The organism is Sutcliffiella tianshenii, from assembly GCF_016908565.1.
Taxonomy (GTDB): domain Bacteria; phylum Bacillota; class Bacilli; order Bacillales; family Bacillaceae_I; genus Sutcliffiella_A; species Sutcliffiella_A tianshenii.
This window is the reverse complement of record NZ_JAFBED010000002.1, coordinates 121,054-145,936: the sequence shown is the minus strand read 5'-3', so window position 1 is coordinate 145,936 and position 24,883 is coordinate 121,054. Positions and strand designations below refer to the sequence as shown.

The following is a 24,883-nucleotide window of genomic DNA, read 5'->3' as shown; positions in this document are numbered from 1 at the left end:
GGGGATACAATACGAAAGAGTGGGTTTCCCCACTCTTTGCTAATTACCTGTATATAGCATTTCCAATGTAAATATATCATATCCCTGGTAAATATGCAAATCTTTCTAGTGTTTGCAAAGCTTGCACACTAAGGGACCAAAGGGATTCTGACAGTTTTTTAGAACAGGGAAAGCTGGTTTTGATCCGGAAGGGAACCCAGGCAGCCTTGCTTATCCAGGAATTCCATGATGGTCTTGGACACCCGGCCACGCTGCTGTAGGTCCTCTTTTGAAAGGAACTCGCCGTCTTGCCTTGATTTTACAATATTGATGGCCGCGTTGGTACCTAGTCCCGGTATGGCATTGAATGGTGGTATAAGTGAGTTTCCTTCTATGATGAAATCTGATGCATGTGATTTGTATAGATCCACCTTTTGGAAGGAGTAACCTCTTTCACTCATTTCAAGTGACAATTCCAGGACGGTCAATAAGGATTTTTCCTTAGGGGAAGCATCCAGGCCTTTGGCATTTATCTCTTCGATCTTTTGACGCATTGCGGCAGATCCCTTCACCATGCTGTCAAGATCGAAATCATCCGCACGGACGGTAAAATATGCAGCATAGTACATCAAAGGAAAATGCACTTTAAAGTAGGCGATGCGCACTGCCATCAGGACATAGGCTGCAGCATGCGCCTTCGGGAACATATATTTGATTTTCAGGCAGGAATCGATATACCAGGCAGGTACATCATTCTTGATCATTTCTTCTTTGAATTCATCGGACAGTCCTTTTCCTTTACGCACAGATTCCATGATTTTAAAAGCCATGGAAGGGTCCAGTCCTTTATAGATGAGATAAACCATGATATCATCACGGCACCCGATCACTTCACTCAAAGTACAAGTCTTATTGTGAATTAGTTCTTGGGCGTTTCCAAGCCAAACATCCGTCCCATGTGAAAGTCCTGAAATCTGGACAAGCTCAGAGAATGTAGATGGCTTTGTATCCTCAAGCATCTGTCGGACAAATCTTGTTCCGAACTCAGGAATACCCAGTGTACCGGTTTTACACATGATCTGCTCTTCTGTCACTCCAAGTGACTCTGTGCCACTGAATATTTTCATCACATAAGGATCGTCTGTCGGGATCGTCTTTGGATCAATTCCGCTTAAATCCTGGAGCATCCTGATCACCGTAGGGTCATCATGTCCAAGAATATCAAGCTTCAACAGATTGTCATGGATGGAATGAAAATCAAAGTGAGTGGTTTTCCATTCCGAGCTTGTATCATCCGCCGGAAACTGTATCGGGGAGAAATCGAAAATATCCATATAATCCGGTACAACGATAATTCCGCCGGGATGCTGGCCTGTCGATCTTCTCACCCCTGTACATCCTGATGATAGGCGATCAATTTCAGCCCCGCGTAGAATGAGGTTACGGTCATTTGCATAGCCTTTTACATAGCCATAGGCTGTTTTATCAGCTACAGTACCGATTGTCCCTGCACGGAAAACATAATCTTCGCCGAATAACACTTTTGTATAGTTATGGGCACGTGGCTGATACTCCCCTGAAAAGTTCAAATCGATATCAGGAACTTTATCCCCTTTAAACCCTAGGAACGTTTCAAACGGTATGTCATGACCATCCTTTTTAAAAGCTTCTCCACAATCCGGGCAATCCTTATCAGGTAGATCAAACCCCGAACCTACCGAGCCATCGTCAAAGAACTCGGATTTTTTACAGGATGGGCAAACATAATGCGGCGGTAGAGGATTCACCTCGGTTATCTCTGTCATGGTCGCGACAAAGGAGGAACCGACAGAACCACGTGAACCTACAAGATATCCGTCATCCAATGACTTCTTCACAAGCTTATGGGATATGAGATAGATAACGGCAAAACCGTGACCTATGATACTTTTCAGCTCTTTTTCAATCCGCTTCTCAACAAGCTCCGGAAGCTCTTCCCCATAGATGCTCCTCGCCATCCTATAGCTCATTTCACGGATTTCCTCATCAGCACCTTCAATTTTCGGTGTATAAAGGTCATCCTTGATCGGTTTGATGTCTTCTATCATACTTGCGACTTTTTGTGTATTTGCAACAACGATTTCTTTTGCCTTCTCTTCACCAAGGAAACTGAAGGCTGCGAGCATATCATCGGTTGTCTTGAAATGGACATCTGGAAGCTTGTGTCGGTTCAGCGGATTTGCTCCTGATTGGGATCTAACAAGGATTTCACGGTGAATCTTGTCCTCTTTTTTCAAATAGTGGACATTCCCGGTCGCCACGACAGGCTTTTCAAGTTTTTCTCCGAGCTTCACAATATTTGTGATGATTTCCTTTAATGCCTTATCATCCTTTATCAATTCCAATTCAATCAGATGATCATAATTGCTTGGCGGCTGCACTTCGATGTAATCATAGAACTCTGCAATACTTTCCACTTCATCTGGTGCTTTTTGCATCATCCCTTCAAATACTTCCCCCTTGTCGCAAGCAGTACCGACAAGGAGACCCTCCCTATGCTTTTGCAGCAAGGAGCGCGGAATGCGCGGAACTCTGAAAAAGAAGTTCATATGGGATAGGGAGACAAGCTTGAAAATGTTCTTCAATCCGACATCATTAACAGCAAGCAGCGTGATATGAGATGGTCTCGCCCGTTTATAGGCATCTGACTTACCGGAGTTGTCATTCAATTCATCATGATAGGTGATGCCACGCTCCAATGAGTCCTTCAGCATCTTCATGAGGAGATATCCTGTTGCTTCTGCGTCATAGATGGCCCTGTGGTGCTGGGTGAGTTCGATATCAAACTTTTTACAAAGTGTATTCAATCGATGATTTTTCAGATCCGGGAAAAGAAGTCGTCCAAGCTCCAATGTATCAATGACCGGATTTTTTGCTTTCCCGAGCCCAATGCGCTGGAATCCGATATTCAGGAATCCCATATCAAAGCTCGCATTGTGAGCAACCAGAATATCATCATCGATCCATTTATAAAAATCCTGCAGTACATCCCCGACTTCAGGAGCATTCCTTACCATATCATCAGTAATGCCCGTCAAGTTGATGGTGGTTGCAGACAAAGGGTGGTGAGGATTGGAGAATGACTCGAATCTGTCTATGATTTCCCCATCCCTGATCTTGACAGCAGCAAGCTCGATGATTGTATCGTACATGGCAGATAAACCGGTCGTCTCAACATCGAACACTACATACGTATCTTCTGCAAGATTCCGATGGACAGGGTTATAGGCAATAGGAACACCATCGTCCACAAGGTTGGCTTCCAATCCGTATAAAATCTTGACACCATTTTTCTTACCGGCGGAATACGCTTCCGGATATCCTTGGGCAACCGCGTGGTCAGTGATGGCGATGGCTTCATGCCCCCACTTTTTTGCTTGTGCAACAAGTGAAGAAATGCTGCTCACGGCATCCATCGTACTCATCGGGGAATGCAGATGCAGTTCGATCCTTTTCTCCCCCTCAGGTGCGGTATCCCTAATTTCCTTGCCTTGGAACTCATTGATATCATTTGCCATCATGACAAGGTCGCGGACAAAGGTATCGTTTTGGATACTTCCCCGCACCTTAAGCCACATCCCCTTTTTCACGGCCTGCAAGAGTGGAACATCCTCTTTATCCCTGGAGAACATTTTAACAAGGATGGAATTGGTGTAGTCTGTAATCTTAAAGGTCAACAAGGTTCTTCCGCTGCGAAGCTCTTTTGTCTCTGCATCGAAAACATATCCTTGGACCGCAACACGCCTTTCCTCTTCAACAATCTCAGCCAAGGTTTTCATCTCTGCGTCATCCTTGATGGTATAACCGATCATTACAGGGCCGCTGATAGAACCGCCATCATCCTTGGCGCTATCTTTTTTCTGCATTTCCGTTACGGCCGCCAATGCTTTTTGTTGATCTTCCATCTGCTTTTTCTCGACAAACTGCTTAAACTCCTCTTCGGAATGGGACAGTGTTGTATCAAGTACGAACGTCGGAAAACCAAAGCCTTCATATGTTGAACAAATGGTGGTGTTCAATTTTCTCTTGACCGCTATGGCCTCCGCTTCATTCCTGGCAGTGAGCATAAGCTTATTTCCTTGAAGCGTTGGAACTTGCCCCTTTAATAGCATCATGAGAGGCGGAGAACAACCTTCAAGTTCTTTCAGGCAGACAGGCCAATAATCCTGTATATATGAATCCTCAAAAGATCGGTCCAAGACACTTATTTGAAAGGATACATTGGCAATATGTGAAAAGCTTTTCGTCAGCTTCATATAAAATAATTCATAAATGGAAACAGGCAGAACCTTCTGTAGGACAAAATGAAAATGCCATCTTTTACTCGTCTTCTCTACAGTCAATTTATCTATACCAGCTTCTGCAAAGTAAGGAAAAATATCGTCACTTGTCAAGTCAAGCTGTTGAAGGAGAAGACGAAATCGATCTTTTTTTTCTTGGACTAGCTCCATTACAATGTTCAGACCCCTTTCTCCGTCCCTGATCATTTTTCTAAACATACTAGAAGGTACCTCCTAATGGGGGTACCTTTTATTTTTTTCTCTCTTATTGTACTACAGATCGACGCAGTGTTTGAATTAAATTGTCAACAGATACTTCTTCCATTTCACCTGTTTTTCTCCATTTAACTTCCACTACTTTTTCCTCTGCTTTTTTCCCGACAGTCACACGTACAGGCAACCCGATCAGATCTGCATCTGCAAACTTGACTCCTGGACGCTCCTGGCGGTCATCAAAAAGAACCGCAAATCCATTTCTTTTCAATTCGCTATAAATTTCTTCAGACAGTGCAGCCTGTTCGGCATTTTTCGCATTCACCGGTATAACATGAACATCATACGGTGTGACTGCATTCGGCCAAACAATACCACTTTCATCATGGAACTGCTCCACAACAGCAGCCATGACCCGGGATACACCGATGCCATAACAGCCCATGATCATCGGCTGGGTTCTTCCGTTTTCGTCGAGATAAGTTGCACCCATCGCTTCACTATAGCGTGTTCCCAGCTTGAATACATGTCCAACTTCAATACCCTTAGCAAAACGGATAACACCTTGTCCATCAGGAGACAGGTCACCTTCCTGGATGAATCGTAAGTCAGTATATTGATTTACAGAGAAATCCCTGACAGGATTGACATTTGTATAATGATAACCCTCTTCGTTGGCACCTGACACTGCGTTTACCAAATACTCGACAGCATGGTCTGCTACAACCTCCACAGATTGTGGCAAACCTATAGGTCCAAGGGAACCGATGGAACAGCCCATCTGTACTTTCACTTCCTCAGGCGTCGCCAGTTCTACTACGGATGCCTGATATAGGTTTTTCAGTTTTACATCATTGATTTCATGGTCGCCGCGTACGAGTACAACTACAAATTTTTCATCCACTTTGAAGCAGAGTGTTTTAATCATCTTGGAACTTGTTACATTTAAGAATCCTGAAACATCTTCTATGGTCTTTTGGTCAGGTGTAGACACCTTTTCCATTTCTATTTCCGCTTCACCGCTTTTTTCATAGTTGGCAACTACCGGAGCCATTTCAATATTGGCAGCATAGGATGAGTCCGAGGAATAGGCTATCGTATCCTCTCCGATCTCGGATAGCACCATGAATTCATGCGTATCCTTCCCTCCCATTGCACCGGAATCCGCGATGACCGCACGGAAATTCAATCCAAGTCTTGTGAAGATGTTGGAGTATGCAGTGAACATTTTTTCATACACATCGTCCAGGCTCTCTTGGGAGGAGTGGAAGGAATATGCATCCTTCATCAAAAACTCTCTTCCCCTTAAGAGGCCGAAGCGTGGACGTTTTTCATCTCGGAATTTTGTCTGGATCTGGTAGAGTGTCAGAGGTAGTTTCTTATAGGATTTCACTTCATCACGGACAATGGTCGTGATTACCTCTTCATGGGTAGCGCCGAGTGCAAACTCTCGGTTATGACGATCACGCATTCTCATCAGTTCCGGTCCGTAGGAATACCATCTGCCGGATTCCTGCCATAGCTCTGCAGCCTGCATAGCCGGCATCAGCAGCTCGACTGCCCCTGCATTTTCCATTTCTTCACGGACAATATCTTCTACCTTTTTCAATACTCTTTTGCCTAACGGAAGAAAACTGTAGATCCCACTTGCGTTTTGGCGGATAAAACCTGCTCTAAGAAGCAGTTGATGACTTTTCACTTCTGCATCTGAAGGGACTTCTCTAAGAGTAGGAATAAGAGTCATGCTTTGTTTCATATAAGGGCACCCCATTACGTATGTATTTTTCTATAAAAGCAAAGAGAACTTGCATCTTTCACAAGCATGCAAGATCTCATTTAATCTAATTTTTAATTATAAAAAGAACTTCTGGATGTCGTTCCAGGTTACTACCAGCATCAGGAGCATCAGTAGTGCAAAGCCGATGAAGTGGACGAGTCCTTCTTTGTGGCGGTCAATCGGTTTCCCCCTTACCGCTTCTGCAGCAAAGAACATCAGTCTTCCACCATCCAATGCCGGGATCGGCAAGAGGTTGATGATACCTAGGTTGATGCTCAGAACTGCAGTCCAGCGCATGAGAAGGAAGATGCCTGATTCCGCTACAACCTCGGTGGATTTATATATGCCAACAGGACCTGATAGCATATCTATGGAGAATTGACCTGTGATAAGCTTCCCAAGGCCGGTGATGATTTCCTTCGTCCATGTATAGGTTTCTGTGGCAGCATTTGGAATCGCTCCTAGAAACGACTTTTCAGTAGGCATAAATACGCCGATGACTCCCCTTTCCTCCCCGTTTTCCGCCTTATCGGATTTTGGGGTGACAGGAATATTCATCGATTGCCCATCCCGCTCAATCAAAAATAATAGTTCCTCATTCGCGTTTACCTGGATGATCTTCACGACTTCTTCCCAGGTAGATACGCTTTCGTCATTGATAGCCAATACTTTATCGCCCTGTTGCAACCCTGAAGCCTGTGCAGCGCCATCAGGAGCTAATTCCCCGATAACGGCTTCATTGATGTAATAGCCTTGTACCATTCCCAGAAATGCGAATATGAAGAAGGCTAGGATGAAGTTCATCATCGGACCTGCAAAGATGGCCAAGGTGCGTTGCATGAGCGTTTTGGATCCAAATTGTCTATCAAACGGCGCATTCTGGATTTCCTGCCCGTCCATCACAAAGTAGGATTCCTTGCTTACCTTATAATCCTTCAATGTTTCCTCTTCATTAAGTTCGTATCCCCTGATGATAAGTTCACGCTCGAGGTCGGCATATTCCACCTCGATGATCTTGGCATCAGGATATTTATCTTTGTTATTGATGACTACCTTATTGACTTCCCCTTTTGCATCGAACATAAGGCCCACATGGTAGCCAGGCTTGACCTCTATCACTTCTGGGTCTTCCCCGGCCATGCGGACAAATCCGCCGATCGGCAGAAGTCTGATCGTATAGACGGTTTCCTGTTTTTTAAATGAAAATACCTTGGGGCCGAACCCTATGGCAAATTCTCGGCAAAGAATGCCTGCACGCTTGGCAAAAACCAGATGTCCCAGTTCATGTACAAATACAAGAACTCCAAAGATGATAATAAATGCGATTACTGTATTCACTAGATCTCCACCTTTAATCTGTTAGTGAACGAACAAATTCTCTCGTTTCAAGGTCAATCTCTTTAATGGTCTGCAAATCAGGATTCAATTGGACCTCATGTCGCTGCATGGCTTTTTCAATGAGGTCTTCAATGGTCAGAAACCCTATTTTGCCATTCAGGAATGCATCCACAGCCATTTCATTTGCTGCATTTAGGACTGTAGGCAATGTGCCTCCTGTTTTTCCTGCTTCATAAGCGTAATGCAAGCATCTGAACCGCTCAAAATCCATCTTCTCAAAATGGAGCTTCCCAAAATCCGTGAGACTCAGTCTTTTCCCTGATTTGTGTTCAAAACGATCCGGATAGCTTAGTGCATATTGGATAGGGACTTTCATATCTGGCGTTCCGAGCTGGGCCATTACACTTGTATCATGGAATTCAACCATAGAGTGAATGACACTTTCTCTATGTAATACCACCTGAATATCCTCGTATGGAATATCGAATAGCCAGTGTGCCTCTATCACTTCCAACCCTTTGTTCATCATGGTCGCAGAATCGATGGTGATTTTTGCACCCATTGACCAGTTAGGATGATTCAGTGCATCGGCAACTGTTACCCCTTCCAATTCTTTTCTCGACTTATCCCTGAAGCTTCCCCCTGATGCCGTCAAAATAAGAGATTGGATGTTTTTTTCATATTCTCCCTGTAAACATTGGTAAATGGCAGAATGCTCGCTATCAACAGGGATAATGGAAACCCCATGTCTCTTAGCGGCAGCCATGACGATGTGGCCGGCAGTGACGAGCGTCTCCTTGTTTGCAAGTGCAATCGTTTTTTTGCATTCAATCGCTTGCAGAGTCGGCACCAGACCGACACTTCCCATCACTGCATTGACGACAATCTCCGCCTCATCATGTGTGGCTATATCAACCAATCCTTCTTCCCCATAGGTGAAGCGGATGGAACTTGCCGGAAACTGCCTTTTCAATGTATCACAGTCCTCTTTCGATTTCACTGAAACAGCTTTAGGAGAAAAATTCTTGATTATCTCGACTGCAGCCGAAACATTGCTTCCTACACTAAAGGCGACTAATTCAAATTGATCCGGGTGCTGCTTTATCACTTCCAAAGTCTGGACACCGATCGAACCAGAAGCACCTAATAGACTAATCTGCTTCACAAGCTTTCACTCCTTCATCCACCACTATCAGAACGCTTAGGATATAAATTTATGTATAAAATGCAATAGTGGCAAAACAAATAGCAGGCTATCAAAACGATCTAAAATCCCGCCATGTCCTGGGAGGAGATTACCAGAATCCTTAACCCCATAATGTCTCTTCAAGGCAGACTCAACGAGGTCGCCCATTTGTCCTACAACAGAAAGAATACTTGCAATGACGACGGTGATGATGAGCCCATGCTCAAACCCAACGGTAAACTGAAAGATAATCGCAACTAAAATTGCACAGACCACCCCGCCCAAAGAACCTTCCACCGTTTTATTCGGACTGATTTCCGGCCATAATTTCGTTTTTCCCATTGCCTTGCCAATGAAGTATGCTCCGGAATCGGTTGACCAAATGACAACCAAAGCGAAAAATACATAAGCTAGGGAGATGTCACGAATTTCGATGAAATAGAAGAATCCTAAACCTACATAAATGATTGAAAGCAGAGAAAAACCTACTTCATCAAAGTTGAATCGGTTTTTACTGATAACCGTATAGGTTAACAGAAGTAAAACACCTATCACCAAAAACTCCATTTTAGTAAACAAGGGATTTTCAGGCATCCATTGCCCCGGGATAAGTAGCACCCACATCAAGAGCAGGGAAAGTACTCCGGGAACACTTGTCATGGTGATTTTCTTCATTCTAAGCGCTTCATATAATCCGATGGTAGCTAATAAATAAATAAAGAGAACAAATGGTAGATTTCCATAAATCACGATTGGCAAGAACACCGCAGCAGCGATGACAGCTGTAATAATCCGTTGTTTCATTGTATGTCCAACACCTTTTTATATACCACCAAATCTTCTGCCGCGCTGTTGATAGCTATTAATCGCCTCAAAGAGATGATTTTCATCAAAATCGGGCCACAGTACATCCGTAAAATAGAATTCAGCATAGGCAAGCTGCCACAGCATGAAGTTGCTTAATCTGATTTCACCGCTTGTACGAATGAGAAGATCTGGATCTGGTAGTTGATTGCTGAAAAGGTACGTAGAAAAAACCTCTTCTGATAATTGTTCCATTGATAATTTGTTGTCCTGAATATCTGTTGCTGCATTTTTCACCGCTCGTAAAATTTCATCTCTGCCTCCGTAATTCAAGGCGAAATTAAGTATTAGACCGGTATTATCCTTCGTTTTTTCCATTGCATTTTCAACTGCCCTGAGCGTGTGTGCCGGCAGGTCTGACTTGTTGCCCATCAATCGGACTTGTACATTTTCCTCCATCAGTTCAGGAAGAAATGTGCCAAGGAACTCTTCCGGGAGCTTCATCAAGAAATCCACTTCCAATTTGGGGCGTTTCCAATTTTCAGTTGAAAAAGCATACATCGTCAACACCTTGACTCCAAGGCTATTGGCAGACTTCGTAATTTTCCTTACCGTTTTCATTCCTTCATGATGCCCTGCCACACGCGGTAAGGCGCGCTTTTTGGCCCACCTTCCATTTCCATCCATGATGACTGCGATGTGTTCAGGAATTTGGTGCTGCATCAATTCCTCTTTGGAAAAAGAGGATTTAGAGGTTTCTTTGCCTCTCCACTCTTGTATTTTTTTCAGCATAAAAATCCTCCATTAAAAATAAACAGACTCGCCCTTTTGAAGGTTCTCCATTTATAGTAACAGTATTAACAAAAAAACCCCCTGTAAACATTAGAGGGTCTTTCCATCTTTCTATTTTACATGTAAATCGCTTAGACTTCCATGATTTCTTTTTCTTTTTCTTTTGTAACAGTGTCAACCTTCACGATGTAGCTATCTGTCTGCTTTTGGATGTCATCTGTATAACCACGTAATTCATCTTCTGTGATCTCACCGTTCTTTTCAAGCTTCTTCAGATCATCATTGCCATCGCGGCGGATGTTACGGATCGCCACTTTAGCTTCCTCTGAAGATTTCTTCACAGCTTTCACAAGCTCTTTACGTCTTTCTTCTGTAAGAGCAGGGATGGAAATGCGGATTACAGTTCCATCGTTGGAAGGATTCAATCCTAAATCAGCCTTGATGATCGCTTTTTCGATATCTCCCAAGGAAGATTTATCGTAAGGCTGGACCACTAGTAATCTTGCTTCCGGAACGTTGATGCTTGCAAGCTGATTTACAGGAGTAGGAGCGCCATAATAGTCGACAGTCACTTTATCAAGGATTGCCGCAGAAGCTCGTCCTGCACGGATGGAAGCCAATTCTCTGGAATAGGACTGGATCGCCTTTTCCATTCTTTCTTTTGTTTGTGTAATGACTTGTTTCGCCATGGTTATTTCCCCCTTACAATAGTTCCGATATTTTCACCTAATACTACACGTTTGATATTTCCCTCTTCCATGACAGAGAAAACAATGATTGGTATATCATTATCCATACATAAAGAAGATGCTGTTGAATCCATTACAGCAAGTCCTTCGCGTAATACATCCAGGTAGGAAAGTGTTTCATATTTTGTTGCAGTACTATCAACAGTCGGATCTGCACTATAAACGCCATCCACATTGTTTTTAGCCATCAGGATGACTTCCGCCTCGATTTCAGCAGCACGCAATGCAGCTGTTGTATCTGTGGAGAAGTATGGGTTACCGGTACCTGCAGCGAAAATGACTACACGTTTCTTTTCCAGGTGACGTATCGCTTTTCTTCTTATGTATGGTTCTGCAACCTGTCTCATCTCGATTGAAGTTTGAACACGCGTTTCCACCCCGGCGTTTTCCAGGCTGTCTTGTAACGCTAATGAGTTCATGACAGTAGCTAACATCCCCATATAATCAGCGGAAGCACGATCCATTCCCATTTCACTGCCTATCTTGCCTCTCCAGATGTTTCCGCCGCCGACTACGACAGCCACTTCCACACCCAAATCAGCCAATTCCTTCACTTGAAGGGAAACAGATTTTATAACGGATGGATTGATACCGAAGCCTTGGTCTCCTGCTAAAGCTTCCCCACTTAATTTTAAAACGACACGACGATATTTTGCTTGAGCCATAATAACCTCCAGGAATACATTTATTTCTATTCTACCTATATAAATGTTTTTAAAAAAGGGAACACAAAGTGTGCTCCCCTACTATACAGAGTTTAACTCTTATTTTTTAACTTGGCTCATTACTTCTTCAGCGAAGTTATCTTGACGTTTTTCGATACCTTCTCCTACTTCGTAGCGGATGAATGATTTAACAGTTCCGCCTTTGCTTTCAACGAATTGACGAACTTTCATGTCAGGGTTCTTAACGAAAGACTGGTCCAATAGGCAGATGTCCTCGAAGTATTTACCAAGGCGACCTTCTACCATTTTAGCTACGATGTTTTCTGGCTTGCCTTCGTTTAATGCTTGCTCAGTAAGAACTTTACGCTCGCGATCAGCTTCTTCTGCAGAAACCTCGTCACGGGATACGTATTTAGGGTTGATAGCAGCGATGTGCATAGCTACGTCTTTAGCTGCAGCTTCATCAGTAGTGCCTTCAAGAAGAGTCAATACACCGATGCGTCCACCCATGTGAAGGTATGCACCAAATGCATCTGCATCTGTTTTTGTAACGATAGTGTAGCGGCGAAGAGTAAGCTTTTCACCGATTTTAGCGATAGCAGTGTTGATGTGTTCAGATACTGCAACACCATTATCCATTTTAGCTTCAAGAGCAGCTTCTACAGATTCAGGTTTGTTTGTGATCAGGAATTCACCCAATTCGTTTACAAGCGTTTTGAATCCTTCGTTCTTTGCAACGAAATCCGTTTCAGAGTTCACTTCAAGGATTACCGCTTCGTTTCCTTTTGTTACGATCGCAGTCAAACCTTCAGCAGCGATACGGTCAGTCTTTTTCGCAGCTTTTGCAATACCTTTTTCACGTAGGAAATCGATAGCTTTTTCCATGTCACCGTTTGTTTCAGTCAGCGCTTTTTTGCAATCCATCATTCCAGCGCCAGTTTTTTCACGCAATTCTTTTACCATTTGAGCAGTTACAGCCATAGTAATAATCCTCCTTAGTGTATGTAAATCTGATGGTGCGGGGATCCATTTGGTCCACGCCTCCATCATGTACGATATTTTCCAAAAAAAAGTGATAAAAGGCTTTCCCCTCTTATCACCTTTTTCTTAAATCAAATTATGCAGTAGTTGTAGCAGTCTCTTCACCTTGTTTAGCTTCAAGGATAGCATCTGCCATTTTACCTGTTAATAGTTTTACAGCACGGATTGCATCATCGTTTGCAGGGATTACAACATCGATTTCGTCCGGATCACAGTTAGTGTCAACGATACCAACGATAGGGATGTTCAATTTTCTTGCTTCTGCAACAGCGATACGCTCTTTGCGTGGGTCAATGATGAATAATGCATCAGGAAGGCCCTTCATGTCTTTAATTCCGCCTAAGAATTTTTCAAGACGCTCTAGCTCTTTCTTCAACATTACAACTTCTTTCTTTGGAAGAACTTCGAAAGTTCCATCTTCTTGCATTTTTTCAATCGCTTTTAGACGAGAAATACGCTTTTGGATTGTTTCAAAGTTAGTCAATGTTCCACCTAACCAACGTTGGTTAACGTAGTACATTCCAGAACGTTCTGCTTCTTCTTTCACAGAATCCTGAGCTTGCTTTTTAGTACCAACGAATAATACTGTTCCGCCGTTACCAGCAAGTTCCTTAACGAAGTTGTAAGCTTCTTCAACCTTTTTAACAGTCTTTTGAAGGTCGATGATGTAGATGCCGTTACGCTCAGTGAAGATGAATTTCTTCATTTTTGGGTTCCAACGGCGAGTTTGGTGTCCGAAGTGTACACCAGCTTCTAGTAATTGTTTCATAGAGATTACTGACATGTTATATTCCTCCTAATGGTTTTTTTTCCTCCGTCCACTTCATTTCCAGGCAAAACTGAACAAGTCAGCACCAATGCCCGAATCAGTAAACGTGTGAATTTATAACACCGAAAATAAATATATCACAATCACATTTTACAATCAAGTCGTAATTGCTCATCACTGTCGAATTTTCCATAATAGCTCTATTTCCGTCTTGCCTTTATTCAATTTCTTTGCAATTTCCTCCATAGTATAGCCTTCTTCGAGGAGAATCGCCACTTGATCGTAGGTACTCAGTTCTTCAAAAGCGATTGCCTTTTTGTTATTGTCCATCGAGGCTGCATCTATACTTTCACTTAGCAAAGAATTGATGTCGTCCTGGGTGATTTCCGGCTCCTTTTTGTCAAAGGAAATTTCTCCGGTACTTCCTTCTTGCTCTTTCACAACCGTTTGACGTTCCTTGAATTTGGATAGAAAAGCTTCATTCTCTTCCTTCAATTCATAAACATAGGAACCAATCGTTTCCTCTGCTTCCTTCAGCAGCTTACGATAATCCTGTTCCAGCCTCTGGACTGCTGAAAATTTTATATAAAGGATAATAACAAGGAAAATAGCCAATAAACCAAGAGCGAAGTTAATCACCATGAATAAGGTTGTCACATGTAACACGCTCCTTTTCCAACAAGATCATAGATGTAGCCGATCGCATAAGAATATGAACGCAACCGGCTTTTGGGTTTTGGGATTTCTATTTAATACTCTGTCGATTTCTAAATCTGACTTTCCCCAAGGTACTTCTCCATCAAATGCTACATCCCCGCAGAACTAGGAAATCGTGGATGATGGATAGAAGTTTTATGAGCCAAATGTAGACCATAACGCCGGCCATCTTGTGGAGTAATGGTCTTCATAACCCTGATGATGACCTAAACGCTGACCATCTTGTGGAGTAAAAGTCTTCATAACCCTGATGATGACCTAAACGCTGACCATCTTGTCGAGTAATGGTCTTCATAACCCCGATGATGACCTAAACGTCGACCACCTTGTGGAGTAATGGCCTTCATAACCCCGATGATGACCTAAACGCCGGCCATCTTGTGGAGTAATGGTCTTCATAACCCTGATGATGACCTAAACGCTGACCATCTTGTGGAGTAAAAGTCTTCATAACCCTGATGATGACCTAAACGCCGGCCATCTTGTGGAGTAATGGTCTTCATAACCCCGATGATGAACTAAACGTCGACCATCTTGTGGAGTAATGGTCTTCATAACCCCGATGATGAACTAAACGTCGACCATCTTGTGGAGTAATGGTCTTAATAAACCCGATGATGACCTTTTCAACAAAATTTCTTTATGGACAAAGCCATTTTAATTGAAGAAAAATATTAATTCTGAACGCCTCCTGTTGGTTGTAGCGGAGGGAGTGAGACTCCTACGGATGCAGCGTGTCGAGGGAGACCCCACAGGCGCCAACAGCGCCGAGGAGGCTCCCGAGACCGCCCGCGGAAAGCGAACTCCTGCAGCGGAAATCAACAGGGGAGTTTCCATGGCCACTCCCTCAGATCATTGCAGTCAATTCTTTGCGCAATTTAAAGATCGCTTTGGAATGTATCTGCGAAATCCGTGAGGTTGTAAGACCGAGCACCTGACCGATCTCCGTCAATGTCAGCTCCTCTTTATAAAAAAGACTGATAACCAGCTTTTCATTGTCATTAAGCTTTTCTATCTGGTCGATCAGATGCTGGATCTCTTCGGATTTCAACAATTCCTGTTCAGGGGAAATGCTTGATTCATCCTTCAGAGCGAAGGCTTGTTGAGTAGAATCATCCTGATCCTTCGGCATATCATCGATGGAAAGAACATTGGAAAAGAACACCTCATGAGTAATGGCGGCAATTTCCTCTTCCGGCATGGAGAGTTCCTCCGCCAATTCCTCTAAGGTTGCATTTCTCATGAGAGACTGTTCCAATCTTTCCATTGCCGCTTCGATCCTTTTTGATTTTTCCCGCAGGCTTCTTGGCAGCCAATCTTCCTTCCTTAATCCATCGATGATCGATCCGCGTATTCGGAAGGAGGCATAGGTATCAAATTTCAAATCCCTTGTAGGGTCGAATTTTTCGATTGCATCAAATAACCCGACCAATGCCAAGCTTTTCAGTTCTTCTCTTTTTACACTTTTGGGTAGGCCTGTTGCGATCCGTTGAACATGATAGTGGACAAGTGGCATATATTTCTTCACTAGATAATCCCCTGCATCCTGATCTTTTTTCGATTTCCAAAGATCCCAGAAGCTTGATTCCTTGCTCGATGATATTGTACTCATGGCTTTCCCCCCTTTTTACCGCTAAGAATGAAGCATTATATATAAGTGATACTTTTATTGACCGTCTTGATCATGAGTTTCCCTGAATCCGGATTGAATTCAATGGTCCTACCGCTGTTCCCCCCGCAATCCTCGCTTATCAGGGGTATGTGGTGTGATTCAAGTCTTTCCCTTACAGCCTCGACATTTCTGGGACCGATCCGCATCATTTCACTGCTGGAGCTGGAAAATTGGAACATCTGAGCCCCACCGGCGATTTTTGCCCGTAATTTCGGAAGGCTTGCCCCACTATTTATGACAGCCCGAAGCAGATGATCCACTCCTGTATCGGCATATTTACAAGGGTTAAAATCTGATGTCCTGGCAAGATTTGAAGTCGGAAGCATGACATGTACCATCCCCGCTATCTTTGATGTCGCATCATAAAGGACGACTCCGACACATGACCCGAGACCTGATGTGCGGATGAATTGCGGAACCTGGACAATATTCATTTCTGCAATACCTACTTTGACGACATTTTGTACACCAAGCATTTACTTCGCACCCAATTCCGTCAAAATTTTGTCAAATGAATCTGGAAAAGGAATAAGGAAGAAATGACCCTTTATTTTTTCAGCCGTCACATCAGAGGTTTGTGATAATTCGGTATCTATGAATATCGCATTGTCACTCACATGTGAAATCTCCAGCAGACCAGCCATGACGATCGCCCCCACCATATCCACTGAAACCTGTGGTACAGATGGGGTCACAAGTAGGCCAATAGCTTCTGATAATGCCGTCAAATAATGAGCAGAGACTATATTACCGAGCTCCTGCAGGGCAGATAAAGCCATTTCATGTTGCGGCAAGCTTTCTTTATTCAGGCTGGCGTCTTCTACAAGCTGCTGTATTAGCCTGGTTGCATCTTCCAAGGAAAGCACAAAGAACAAGCTGCCGGCAATTTCCCCTTCCATTGTCAAAAACACAGCTGCGACCGGCCTTTCGGGACCGCCGGCAAGTTCCATCATTTCATTGAAGCTTACAATTTTCGCTTTAGGGACGTTCATATATATATCCTTATTCAAAAGCTGTGACAAAGCGGTTGCGGCATTTCCTGCGCCGATATTGCCAAGCTCCTTCAACAGGTCCAATTCGACTTGTTTATCCTGATGGTGCATATCAGTCATGGATGGATTCCAATTGCAGGACTTCATGTAGATCCAAGCAAACAAACAGCCTTCTATCAATCTTCACTACACCCTGGACATATTTGGTTTCCACCGCTCCCACTACTTCTGGAGCCGGTTCTATTGATTCTTCGAGGATGTCGAGCACATCGTTTGCAGCATCCACGATAAATCCCACTTCGATCTCGCCTACAGCTGTAATGATGATTCTTGTTCTTTCATCATATTGCTTTTGGGGAAAATCAAATCTTGTACGCAGGTCAACAATCGGTGTAATGACGCCACGCAGATTGATGACACCCTTGATATGGGCAGGCACATTGGGTACCCGCGTAATGGGTATCAATTTTTCGATGGAGCGGACCTGCTGAACCGGTATGGAGTATTCCTCTTTATTCAGTTCAAAAATAATCAGTTTTAATTGTTGAGCAGTTGTCTGCATTCCTCTTCCTCCAGTCAATTCAGAAATCAAGACTATGAAACGCAAAATTATTATTTTATTAGAGCATTGCAGTCTACAATCAACGCAACCTGACCATCTCCGAGTATTGTAGCTCCGCTTATGGCGTATGTGGTACTCAGATATTGTCCAAGCGCCTTCAAGACAACCTCTTGCTGTCCGATGAAGGAGTCCACCACAAGCGCAGCCATTTTTTCACCCTTTTTCACCAGGACGATGGAGTATAGGTCTGCCTGCATGCAATCTTCCTTTTTGACATGGAATACTTTTTCCAGGTGTACGATCGGCACAATTTTACCCCGGAAATCAATTACTTCCTGTCCATGAGCAGTCAGGATCTCCTCCTTCTTAATAATCGCCGTCTCAATGATGCTAGATAATGGAATGGCATATTTCTCTTTTTCTACTTCTGTCAAAAGTACAGAAATGATAGACAAGGTCAATGGCAATTGAATGGAGAAGGTTGTCCCTTTTCCTTCCGTAGAATCTATCGTGATATTCCCACCAAGTGATTCTATCGTATTTTTTACCACATCCAACCCGACACCACGTCCTGAAATATCCGAGATGACTTCTGCTGTCGAGAATCCAGAGGATAGGATAAGCTGGAAAACTTCCTGATCTGTTAAGCTATCAGCAGCCTGCTTGGCCACAATGCCGCGGCTGATCGCTTTGTTAAGGACCTTCTGCCTTGATATGCCCCCACCATTGTCGACGATTTCGATAAAAACATGGTTTCCGCTGTGAAAGGCTTTCAATGTAATCTTACCTTCCTCATCCTTACCAGCCGACCTTCTTTTATCCGGCATCTCAATGCCATGGTCGATAGCGTTGCGAAGAAGATGTACAAGCGGATCGCCAATCTCATCCATTACGGTGCGATCCAATTCCGTTTCTGCACCGATTATTTCTATTTCAACCTTCTTGCCCAGATCCCTTGCAAGCTGTCGCACCATTCGAGGGAAGCGGTTAAAGACTGTTTCAATAGGAACCATTCGCATATTCAAGATGATATTCTGAAGATCATTCGATATTCTCGACATTCTTTCCACAGTTTCAATCAATTCCGCTTCATTCAATTCCTTTGAAATCTGCTCCAGCCTGCCTCTATCAATCACTAGTTCCTCAAACAGATTCATCAGGCCATCCAGTCTATCGATACTTACCCGGATGGTTTTGTTCGTTTGGCCAGCCTTTGTGGCAGTTGGTGTGTCAGGTGTCTTAGCGGCGGGCTCCACCGCTGCCGCCACTTCTGTAATTGATGGAGCAAATTCATCTTTATCTGCATCTGGCTCAATAGGGGTGTCCTTTTTTTCCATTACAGAAAGATTTTTAGTATGTATGATGTTGATTTCAACCTTTTCCACTTCAGAAACCTTCATGATTCTTTCTATGACATCCTCTTGATTCTCTTTAGTAACCATCGTCACAACGAAAGAATCATCGAAGTTTTCCTCTTCAAGTTGTTCTACCGGGGGGGTTGATTTGATTACTTCCCCGATCTGCTCCACAACCTCAAAGACCATGAATACCCTTGCAGCCTTTAAAAGACAGTCTTTACGTAGAGTGACTTTCACCTCTAGAGGCAGATACCCCTGTTCTTCGGATTGTTGTAGAATCGTCAATTCATACGAATCATATTCATGCTCCTCTTCCGATCCACTCGCCGAATTTGATACAGTTTCGATCATTTCGCCTTTTTCTATTTTCACTAGCAGGGCAACTACATCCGATACATCTTTTTTCCCATCTCCGCCATCTGCAATGGAAAATACCATTTCCTCAAGATACTCTACCGAGCGGAAAATTACATCCAATAGATTGGAAGATACAGATAGTTTGTGATTCCGGATCATATCCAGCACATTTTCCATCTGATGTGTCAGACTCGCCAGATCTTCATAGCCCATCGTGGCAGACATCCCTTTTAGTGTATGTGCGGATCGGAAGATTTCATTGACAATTTCGATACTCTGAGGATTTCGTTCCAATTCTACAAGCTGATTATTGATAGTTTCTAAATGTTCCTTGCTCTCTTCAAGGAAAATATCTAAATATTGGCTTAATTCCATATTGAAACACCCCTATCACAATGTATATTGCTGAATGACGACAGCAATATCTTCAAGATTTTCGATGTGATCCACAAGTCCTGTCTGAACGGCTGCATTAGGCATGCCATACACAATGGAAGTCTGTTCCGACTCGGCTATTGCAACCGTGTGTCCACTTTCTTTAAGTTTTTTTATGCCGATAGCTCCATCGGCACCCATTCCTGTAAGGACCACTGCTATTTTTCGTGTCTTCTTTAATGTACTCAAAGAAGCAAATAGGTTGTCCACGGCAGGACGATGGCCTTTTACAGGAATATCTTCATTCAAGGAGATGTATAGCTCTCCTCTCTTCTCTTCCACTTCCATATGATACCCGCCCGGCGCGATATAGGCGGTACCGTTTATCACTCTTTCCCCATGGACAGCTTCTGTAACAGGGAAGCTGCATAAGGAATTGAGTCGCTCTGCCAAAGATTTTGTAAATTGCCTCGGCATATGTTGAACGATGAAAACAGGTGTTTTCAACTTATTCGGCAGCGAAGTCAGTAATGTTTGCAACGCTCTGGGACCCCCAGTCGAGGTCCCGATACAGATAACAGACCTATTCCACTTTGTTTTCTCTGCAACTAGGTCCATTGTACTATACAGAGTGCCATTTAGCGGAATGTTTTTTTGTTGAGTGTTTCTTCCGAGCAAAGAATGGAAATTGGAAGATGCTGCAAGCAGGATTTTCTCAATCAATTCCTCTTTCACCTTAAAGATATCCAGGGAGATTGCACCTGAAGGTTTTGCAACAAAGTCCACTGCGCCATTTTCAATCGCCAGAATGGTATTCAAAGACCCTGTGGAGGTTGTACTTGAAAGCATGATGACAGGTACAGGTGATCTTGCCATTATTCGCTTTAATGCTTCAAGCCCGTCCATTACAGGCATTTCGACATCCAACGTGACAACATCCGGTGATAGTGCCTTCACTTTTTCAATTGCCTCGGCCCCATTCCGGGCAGTGGCAATCACTTCAATATCAGGGTGATCTTTAAGAAGGTCCGAAATCAGCTTCCTCATAAAAATTGAATCGTCTGTCACCAATACTTTTATTTTTTTCATGTTGTATGACTGCCCCTTTTTCGAAAGCTGTTACATTAACCATCCATTAAGCAAAAAGTCGAAGCAGTTTTGCAACTAGGGATGGTTTTTGAGCTGATGATGCAATGGTTTTTTTCTTTTCCTCCAAGAACAGGGATGCTATGTTGGATACAGCTTTTGATGCCTGGCATTTAGGACTTCTCAGCAGAAATGGAGTTTGTTCCATGACGGCAAGCAACACATTTTTATCGTCCGGGATGGCTCCAAGATAGGGAAGGTCTTTCTTTAGAAATTGCTTTGCCACCCTCTGAAGCCGTTCTGCGGTGTTGGCTGCAACCTGGAAATCCGGGACCTTGTTCAAGATCAATTGAAATGGGATGGAATCCCCATGCAAACTGATATATTTTAGTGCGGAATAAGCATCTGTTAATGAAGTGGGCTCGCATGTCGTAAGCAGGAATATCTCCTCGACGGATAACAATAGCTGAAGGGTCTCATCCGTGATACCCGCTCCCATATCGAATATAATATAATCGTAATTGGCTGAAGCTTCTTCCAGTTGGCTTAAAAAAAACCTCCTTTTTTGCTCATCCATTTTGAATATTTCAGTCAATCCAGACCCTCCGGCTATGTAGGAGAGATTTTCCGGTCCACGTTGGATGATCTGATCGAGAGTACGTCCTTCTTCAAAAAGATTCACTATACTGAATCCCTGTGTGGTACCCATTAAAATATCTATATTAGCCATTCCGATATCCAAATCGAACAAGAGTACTTTATTCCCTTTTTGCTGTAGGGCTATCGAAAAATTCAATGAAAAATTGGATTTTCCCACCCCGCCTTTTCCGCTGATGATTGCAAGGCTTTTGGCATCTTTTTGATCCTTGTTTCCTTGAACGGATTCCCGGTGCCGTTCTATCTGTTCTCTGAGTAGTCTGGCCTGATCATTCATTTCTTGATTTCCTCTATCAAATCTGTGATGACAAGATCCTTATCTGCCACCTGCAGGTCTTCCGGGACACTTTGCCCATTTGTAATAAAAGCTGCACCGATTTTATAATGCTCTATCATGGCATACATCGAGCTTGATTCAGCCGTTTCGTCTTTCTTCGTAAAGATGAATTGTTGAATGCCCACTTTCCAAAACTGATCTGTTATCTTTTTCATATCAGTCATTTTTGAAGTGAGGGATAATACCAGAAACGTTGTCATCTCCGCCTTGAAATCGATGACCTCCTGGAGATCCCTGACGAATTCTTCATTGAGGAAGTTTCTTCCCGCTGTATCGATGAACACTAAATCAAGATGTGCCAGCTTTCTTTTTGCCACCTGAAAATCTTCGGCGTTATAACAGACCTCGATAGGTGCATCCAATATGCTTGCATAGGTTTTCAACTGTTCAATGGCCGCTATCCTATATGTATCAGTTGTAATGAATCCGACGCTCTTCCCATGCTTCAATACCGCATTGGCCGCCAATTTCGCCAATGTCGTTGTTTTTCCTACTCCCGTTGGGCCGACAAGGCTAATGAATTTCTTCCTATAGACATTCCCCTCGAAATCAACCTGCTCTATTCTTTCCATAAAATAATGCTTAAGGGTCTCTCTCATCTGCCTTTTGGACATAGTTTTACTCTTCAGCCATTCTTGGTATAAGTACTCTGAAGCAGCCTCTGAGAGATCAACGGGAAGCTCTGTTCTTTGCAATGACTCCTCTATGTCAAAAAAGTGATCAGGCAATTGTGAATCGCGGTTATTTGCACTTTTTAACCCTTTCATCATCCGTTTCATTTCTTGAATATTTTCAATAAGTTCTTTCTGACTCGATATGTCAAATGAGAATTGCTCCTGCTGGACTATCGACTGCTGCTTCGGGGGTTCCATATCCGGAACATGATGAAGCTTGCAATTATGTTTGATTGGTTCCTCATCCACCGCTGCTATGACTTCTACACCTTTTTTTGTAACAAGACCAAAAAACTTGGATGTCTTCACTGCCTTTGAATTTAAAATGACTGCCTCATCACCAAGCTCAGCCCGCACTTGATTCATGGCTTCCTGCATGGAGGAGGCTTTATATTTTTTTACTTTCATCCTTCCACATTCACCACCCCTATGCTTTGTACTTCTACACTGGATTCCAGTTCGTTATAGGATAGAACAGGTATTTGTGGAAGATACCGCTCCAATAATTGTTTCACATACATTCTTACCGCAGGGGAACAAAGGAGGATCGGAGTCTGTTCATAACCTGCGAATTGCTCCATCTGTTCTCCGACCCTTTGGACTATTTCTACCGATATATTCGGGTCCAGGCTAAGGAAATTCCCATGATCCGTTTGCTGAATATGGTCAGCTATCAGCTTCTCCACCCGTCCTGCCAAGGTGACAACTTTAAATGATTCATTGCCAAGCGCATATTGACTGGTGATCTGCTTGCTTAAAGCCTGCCTTACATACTCAGTCAGCAGCTCTGTATCAGCAGACATTTTCCCATAATCTGCAAGCGTTTCGAAAATGATCGGCAGATTTCTGATTGATACATTTTCCTTTAACAGCTTGGCTAACACTTTTTGGACATCCCCAATGGATAATGGAGTAGGTGTAACTTCTTCTATCAGGATAGGTGAAGTTTCCCTTAGATGGTCCACAAGCTGCTTCGTTTCCTGTCGGCCCAATAATTCATGCGCGTGTTGTTTTATTTTCTCTGTTATATGAGTGGAAACGACAGATGGGGGATCGACAACTGTATAGCCGTACATTTCAGCCTCATCCTTCTTTTCCTCACTGATCCATTTTGCAGCAAGACCAAAGGAAGGCTCGATAGTATCGATTCCTTCGATACTATCATCTTCCATTCCCGGACTCATTGCCAAGTAGTGATCGAGGAGCAATTCACCCCTTGCCACTTCATTGCCTTTGATTTTCAGACGATATTCATTTGGTTGCAATTGAATATTATCACGGATCCTGACAACAGGAATGACGATCCCAAGCTCGAGCGCCAATTGTCTCCGTATCATGACAATGCGATCCAATAGGTCTCCACCCTGCTTCGAATCTGCGAGGGGGATCAATCCATAACCGAATTCAAATTCGATCGGGTCGACGGAAAGCAGGTTGACCACACTTTCCGGACTTCGCAATTCGTCTGTAACGACTTCTTCCTCTGTTTCCTCGACCACCATATCCTCTTTTTTCTGGGATTGGTGGATGAAATAACCGCCTACTATCAGTAATAGGGCGATTGGTGCTGTCAATAAAGGCCCTATCGGTGTAAAGATACCAAGAAGCAGGATCGTTCCACCTGCAACATACAGCATTTGCGGATAGGCGAAGAGCTGGGCAGTGATATCTGCACCAAGGTTGCCTTCAGATGCTGCTCGCGTCACCACGATACCGGTCGCTGTAGCAATCAGGAGTGCCGGTATTTGGGAGACGATGCCGTCACCTACCGTAAGAAGGGTAAACTTCTGAGCAGATTCACCAAAAGAAAGACCCAGCTGTGTCATACCGATCACAATTCCGAAAAGCATATTGATGAACACAATGATGATACCAGCGATGGCATCACCTTTTACGAATTTACTCGCTCCGTCCATTGCACCATAGAAGTCCGCTTCCTTTGCGATCTTTTCACGGCGGGATTTAGCGGTATGCTCTGAAATAAGTCCGGCATTCAAGTCTGCATCGATGCTCATCTGTTTACCAGGCATTGCATCCAAGGTGAAACGTGCTGCAACTTCTGAAACACGCTCTGATCCTTTTGTAATAACGACAAACTGTATCACCACTAATATCAGGAATACAACAAGTCCCACCACCACGTTGCCCCCGACAACAAATGTCCCAAACGTATCTACTACAGTACCCGCATCACCTTCACTGAGAATGGACCTTGTAGTAGAAACATTTAGCGCCAATCGGTACAGCGTCAGCAATAAGAGCAACGATGGAAAGATGGAGAATTGCAAAGGTTCCTGAATGTTCATGGTCGTCAATAGAACAATCAAGGCAAGGGAGATATTGATAATGATTAAAATACTTAGCATCCAGGAAGGAAATGGAATAATTAACATGGCAATAATCAGGATTACGCTAAGTAATACGCTTAGATCTCTAGCTGACATAATAATCTCTCCTTTAGGTC

At 43.4% G+C, this 24,883-nt stretch carries 20 protein-coding genes; all 20 read right to left on the bottom strand.

Annotated features, from left to right (window positions below):
- Window positions 1–158: 158 nt before the first annotated feature.
- Window positions 159–4,469, bottom strand: coding sequence for a PolC-type DNA polymerase III (locus tag JOC95_RS04235; RefSeq protein WP_204414673.1), 4,311 nt, complete (start codon window positions 4,467–4,469; stop codon window positions 159–161).
- Between the two features lie 94 nt (window positions 4,470–4,563).
- The gene (locus tag JOC95_RS04230; RefSeq protein ID WP_204413742.1) at window positions 4,564–6,267 is read right to left on the bottom strand and encodes a proline--tRNA ligase; all 1,704 of its coding nucleotides are present in this window, start codon (window positions 6,265–6,267) and stop codon (window positions 4,564–4,566) included.
- A 96-nt stretch (window positions 6,268–6,363) separates the two neighbouring features.
- Window positions 6,364–7,626 (bottom strand): RIP metalloprotease RseP, encoded by a 1,263-nt coding sequence (rseP, locus tag JOC95_RS04225; protein WP_204413740.1) that lies wholly within the window; start codon window positions 7,624–7,626, stop codon window positions 6,364–6,366.
- Window positions 7,627–7,639: 13 nt separating this feature from the next.
- Window positions 7,640–8,791 carry a 1-deoxy-D-xylulose-5-phosphate reductoisomerase gene (locus tag JOC95_RS04220; RefSeq protein WP_204413731.1) on the bottom strand — a complete coding sequence of 384 codons (1,152 nt, stop codon included), beginning with the start codon at window positions 8,789–8,791 and terminating at the stop codon, window positions 7,640–7,642.
- A gap of 36 nt (window positions 8,792–8,827) precedes the next feature.
- Window positions 8,828–9,616, bottom strand: coding sequence for a phosphatidate cytidylyltransferase (locus tag JOC95_RS04215; protein WP_204413729.1), 789 nt, complete (start codon window positions 9,614–9,616; stop codon window positions 8,828–8,830).
- Between the two features lie 18 nt (window positions 9,617–9,634).
- Window positions 9,635–10,408: an isoprenyl transferase gene (locus tag JOC95_RS04210; RefSeq protein ID WP_204413727.1), complete on the bottom strand. Its 774-nt coding sequence runs from the start codon at window positions 10,406–10,408 to the stop codon at window positions 9,635–9,637.
- A 131-nt stretch (window positions 10,409–10,539) separates the two neighbouring features.
- On the bottom strand, window positions 10,540–11,097 hold the full coding sequence (gene frr / locus JOC95_RS04205; RefSeq protein WP_204413725.1) for a ribosome recycling factor: 558 nt from the start codon (window positions 11,095–11,097) through the stop codon (window positions 10,540–10,542).
- Window positions 11,098–11,099: 2 nt separating this feature from the next.
- Window positions 11,100–11,822, bottom strand: coding sequence for a UMP kinase (pyrH, locus tag JOC95_RS04200; protein WP_204413723.1), 723 nt, complete (start codon window positions 11,820–11,822; stop codon window positions 11,100–11,102).
- A 99-nt stretch (window positions 11,823–11,921) separates the two neighbouring features.
- The gene (gene tsf / locus JOC95_RS04195) at window positions 11,922–12,803 is read right to left on the bottom strand and encodes a translation elongation factor Ts (protein ID WP_204413721.1); all 882 of its coding nucleotides are present in this window, start codon (window positions 12,801–12,803) and stop codon (window positions 11,922–11,924) included.
- Between the two features lie 136 nt (window positions 12,804–12,939).
- Window positions 12,940–13,647: a 30S ribosomal protein S2 gene (rpsB, locus tag JOC95_RS04190; protein WP_204413719.1), complete on the bottom strand. Its 708-nt coding sequence runs from the start codon at window positions 13,645–13,647 to the stop codon at window positions 12,940–12,942.
- 159 nt (window positions 13,648–13,806) lie between these two features.
- Complete coding sequence (locus JOC95_RS04185) at window positions 13,807–14,289, bottom strand: Swarming motility protein SwrB (protein ID WP_204413717.1); 483 nt, start codon at window positions 14,287–14,289, stop codon at window positions 13,807–13,809.
- Between the two features lie 907 nt (window positions 14,290–15,196).
- The gene (locus JOC95_RS04180; protein ID WP_204413716.1) at window positions 15,197–15,961 is read right to left on the bottom strand and encodes a FliA/WhiG family RNA polymerase sigma factor; all 765 of its coding nucleotides are present in this window, start codon (window positions 15,959–15,961) and stop codon (window positions 15,197–15,199) included.
- 35 nt (window positions 15,962–15,996) lie between these two features.
- A complete protein-coding gene (locus JOC95_RS04175) occupies window positions 15,997–16,497 on the bottom strand; it encodes a chemotaxis protein CheD (RefSeq protein ID WP_204413715.1) in 501 nt (166 codons plus the stop codon).
- Window positions 16,498–17,124, bottom strand: a complete 627-nt coding sequence (locus tag JOC95_RS04170) for a chemotaxis protein CheC (protein WP_204414672.1) — start codon at window positions 17,122–17,124, stop codon at window positions 16,498–16,500.
- 1 nt (window position 17,125) lies between these two features.
- On the bottom strand, window positions 17,126–17,575 hold the full coding sequence (locus JOC95_RS04165; protein ID WP_204413714.1) for a chemotaxis protein CheW: 450 nt from the start codon (window positions 17,573–17,575) through the stop codon (window positions 17,126–17,128).
- A gap of 50 nt (window positions 17,576–17,625) precedes the next feature.
- A complete protein-coding gene (locus JOC95_RS04160) occupies window positions 17,626–19,665 on the bottom strand; it encodes a chemotaxis protein CheA (protein ID WP_204413713.1) in 2,040 nt (679 codons plus the stop codon).
- 15 nt (window positions 19,666–19,680) lie between these two features.
- On the bottom strand, window positions 19,681–20,754 hold the full coding sequence (locus JOC95_RS04155) for a protein-glutamate methylesterase/protein-glutamine glutaminase (RefSeq protein WP_204413712.1): 1,074 nt from the start codon (window positions 20,752–20,754) through the stop codon (window positions 19,681–19,683).
- 46 nt (window positions 20,755–20,800) lie between these two features.
- Window positions 20,801–21,685 carry a MinD/ParA family protein gene (locus JOC95_RS04150; protein WP_204413711.1) on the bottom strand — a complete coding sequence of 295 codons (885 nt, stop codon included), beginning with the start codon at window positions 21,683–21,685 and terminating at the stop codon, window positions 20,801–20,803.
- A complete protein-coding gene (gene flhF, locus JOC95_RS04145; RefSeq protein WP_204413709.1) occupies window positions 21,682–22,827 on the bottom strand; it encodes a flagellar biosynthesis GTPase FlhF in 1,146 nt (381 codons plus the stop codon). The genes JOC95_RS04150 and flhF overlap by 4 nt, the downstream gene beginning before the upstream one ends.
- A complete protein-coding gene (gene flhA, locus JOC95_RS04140) occupies window positions 22,824–24,863 on the bottom strand; it encodes a flagellar biosynthesis protein FlhA (protein ID WP_204413707.1) in 2,040 nt (679 codons plus the stop codon). Before flhA ends, flhF begins: the two co-directional genes overlap by 4 nt.
- Window positions 24,864–24,883: the final 20 nt, after the last annotated feature.

What these genes read in the sequence shown, in the direction of transcription:
- frr (WP_204413725.1), bottom strand. Translation starts at nt 11,097, where the DNA reads ATGGCGAAACAAGTCATTACACAAACAAAAGAAAGAATGGAAAAGGCG.
- JOC95_RS04235 (WP_204414673.1), bottom strand. Translation starts at nt 4,469, where the DNA reads ATGGAGCTAGTCCAAGAAAAAAAAGATCGATTTCGTCTTCTCCTTCAA.
- flhA (WP_204413707.1), bottom strand. Translation starts at nt 24,863, where the DNA reads ATGTCAGCTAGAGATCTAAGCGTATTACTTAGCGTAATCCTGATTATT.
- JOC95_RS04165 (WP_204413714.1), bottom strand. Translation starts at nt 17,575, where the DNA reads ATGCAGACAACTGCTCAACAATTAAAACTGATTATTTTTGAACTGAAT.
- JOC95_RS04150 (WP_204413711.1), bottom strand. Translation starts at nt 21,685, where the DNA reads ATGAATGATCAGGCCAGACTACTCAGAGAACAGATAGAACGGCACCGG.
- JOC95_RS04175 (WP_204413715.1), bottom strand. Translation starts at nt 16,497, where the DNA reads ATGCTTGGTGTACAAAATGTCGTCAAAGTAGGTATTGCAGAAATGAAT.
- JOC95_RS04230 (WP_204413742.1), bottom strand. Translation starts at nt 6,267, where the DNA reads ATGAAACAAAGCATGACTCTTATTCCTACTCTTAGAGAAGTCCCTTCA.
- flhF (WP_204413709.1), bottom strand. Translation starts at nt 22,827, where the DNA reads ATGAAAGTAAAAAAATATAAAGCCTCCTCCATGCAGGAAGCCATGAAT.
- rpsB (WP_204413719.1), bottom strand. Translation starts at nt 13,647, where the DNA reads ATGTCAGTAATCTCTATGAAACAATTACTAGAAGCTGGTGTACACTTC.
- JOC95_RS04215 (WP_204413729.1), bottom strand. Translation starts at nt 9,616, where the DNA reads ATGAAACAACGGATTATTACAGCTGTCATCGCTGCTGCGGTGTTCTTG.
- JOC95_RS04160 (WP_204413713.1), bottom strand. Translation starts at nt 19,665, where the DNA reads ATGGAATTAAGCCAATATTTAGATATTTTCCTTGAAGAGAGCAAGGAA.
- JOC95_RS04180 (WP_204413716.1), bottom strand. Translation starts at nt 15,961, where the DNA reads ATGAGTACAATATCATCGAGCAAGGAATCAAGCTTCTGGGATCTTTGG.
- JOC95_RS04170 (WP_204414672.1), bottom strand. Translation starts at nt 17,124, where the DNA reads ATGCACCATCAGGATAAACAAGTCGAATTGGACCTGTTGAAGGAGCTT.
- JOC95_RS04210 (WP_204413727.1), bottom strand. Translation starts at nt 10,408, where the DNA reads ATGCTGAAAAAAATACAAGAGTGGAGAGGCAAAGAAACCTCTAAATCC.
- pyrH (WP_204413723.1), bottom strand. Translation starts at nt 11,822, where the DNA reads ATGGCTCAAGCAAAATATCGTCGTGTCGTTTTAAAATTAAGTGGGGAA.
- JOC95_RS04155 (WP_204413712.1), bottom strand. Translation starts at nt 20,754, where the DNA reads ATGAAAAAAATAAAAGTATTGGTGACAGACGATTCAATTTTTATGAGG.
- tsf (WP_204413721.1), bottom strand. Translation starts at nt 12,803, where the DNA reads ATGGCTGTAACTGCTCAAATGGTAAAAGAATTGCGTGAAAAAACTGGC.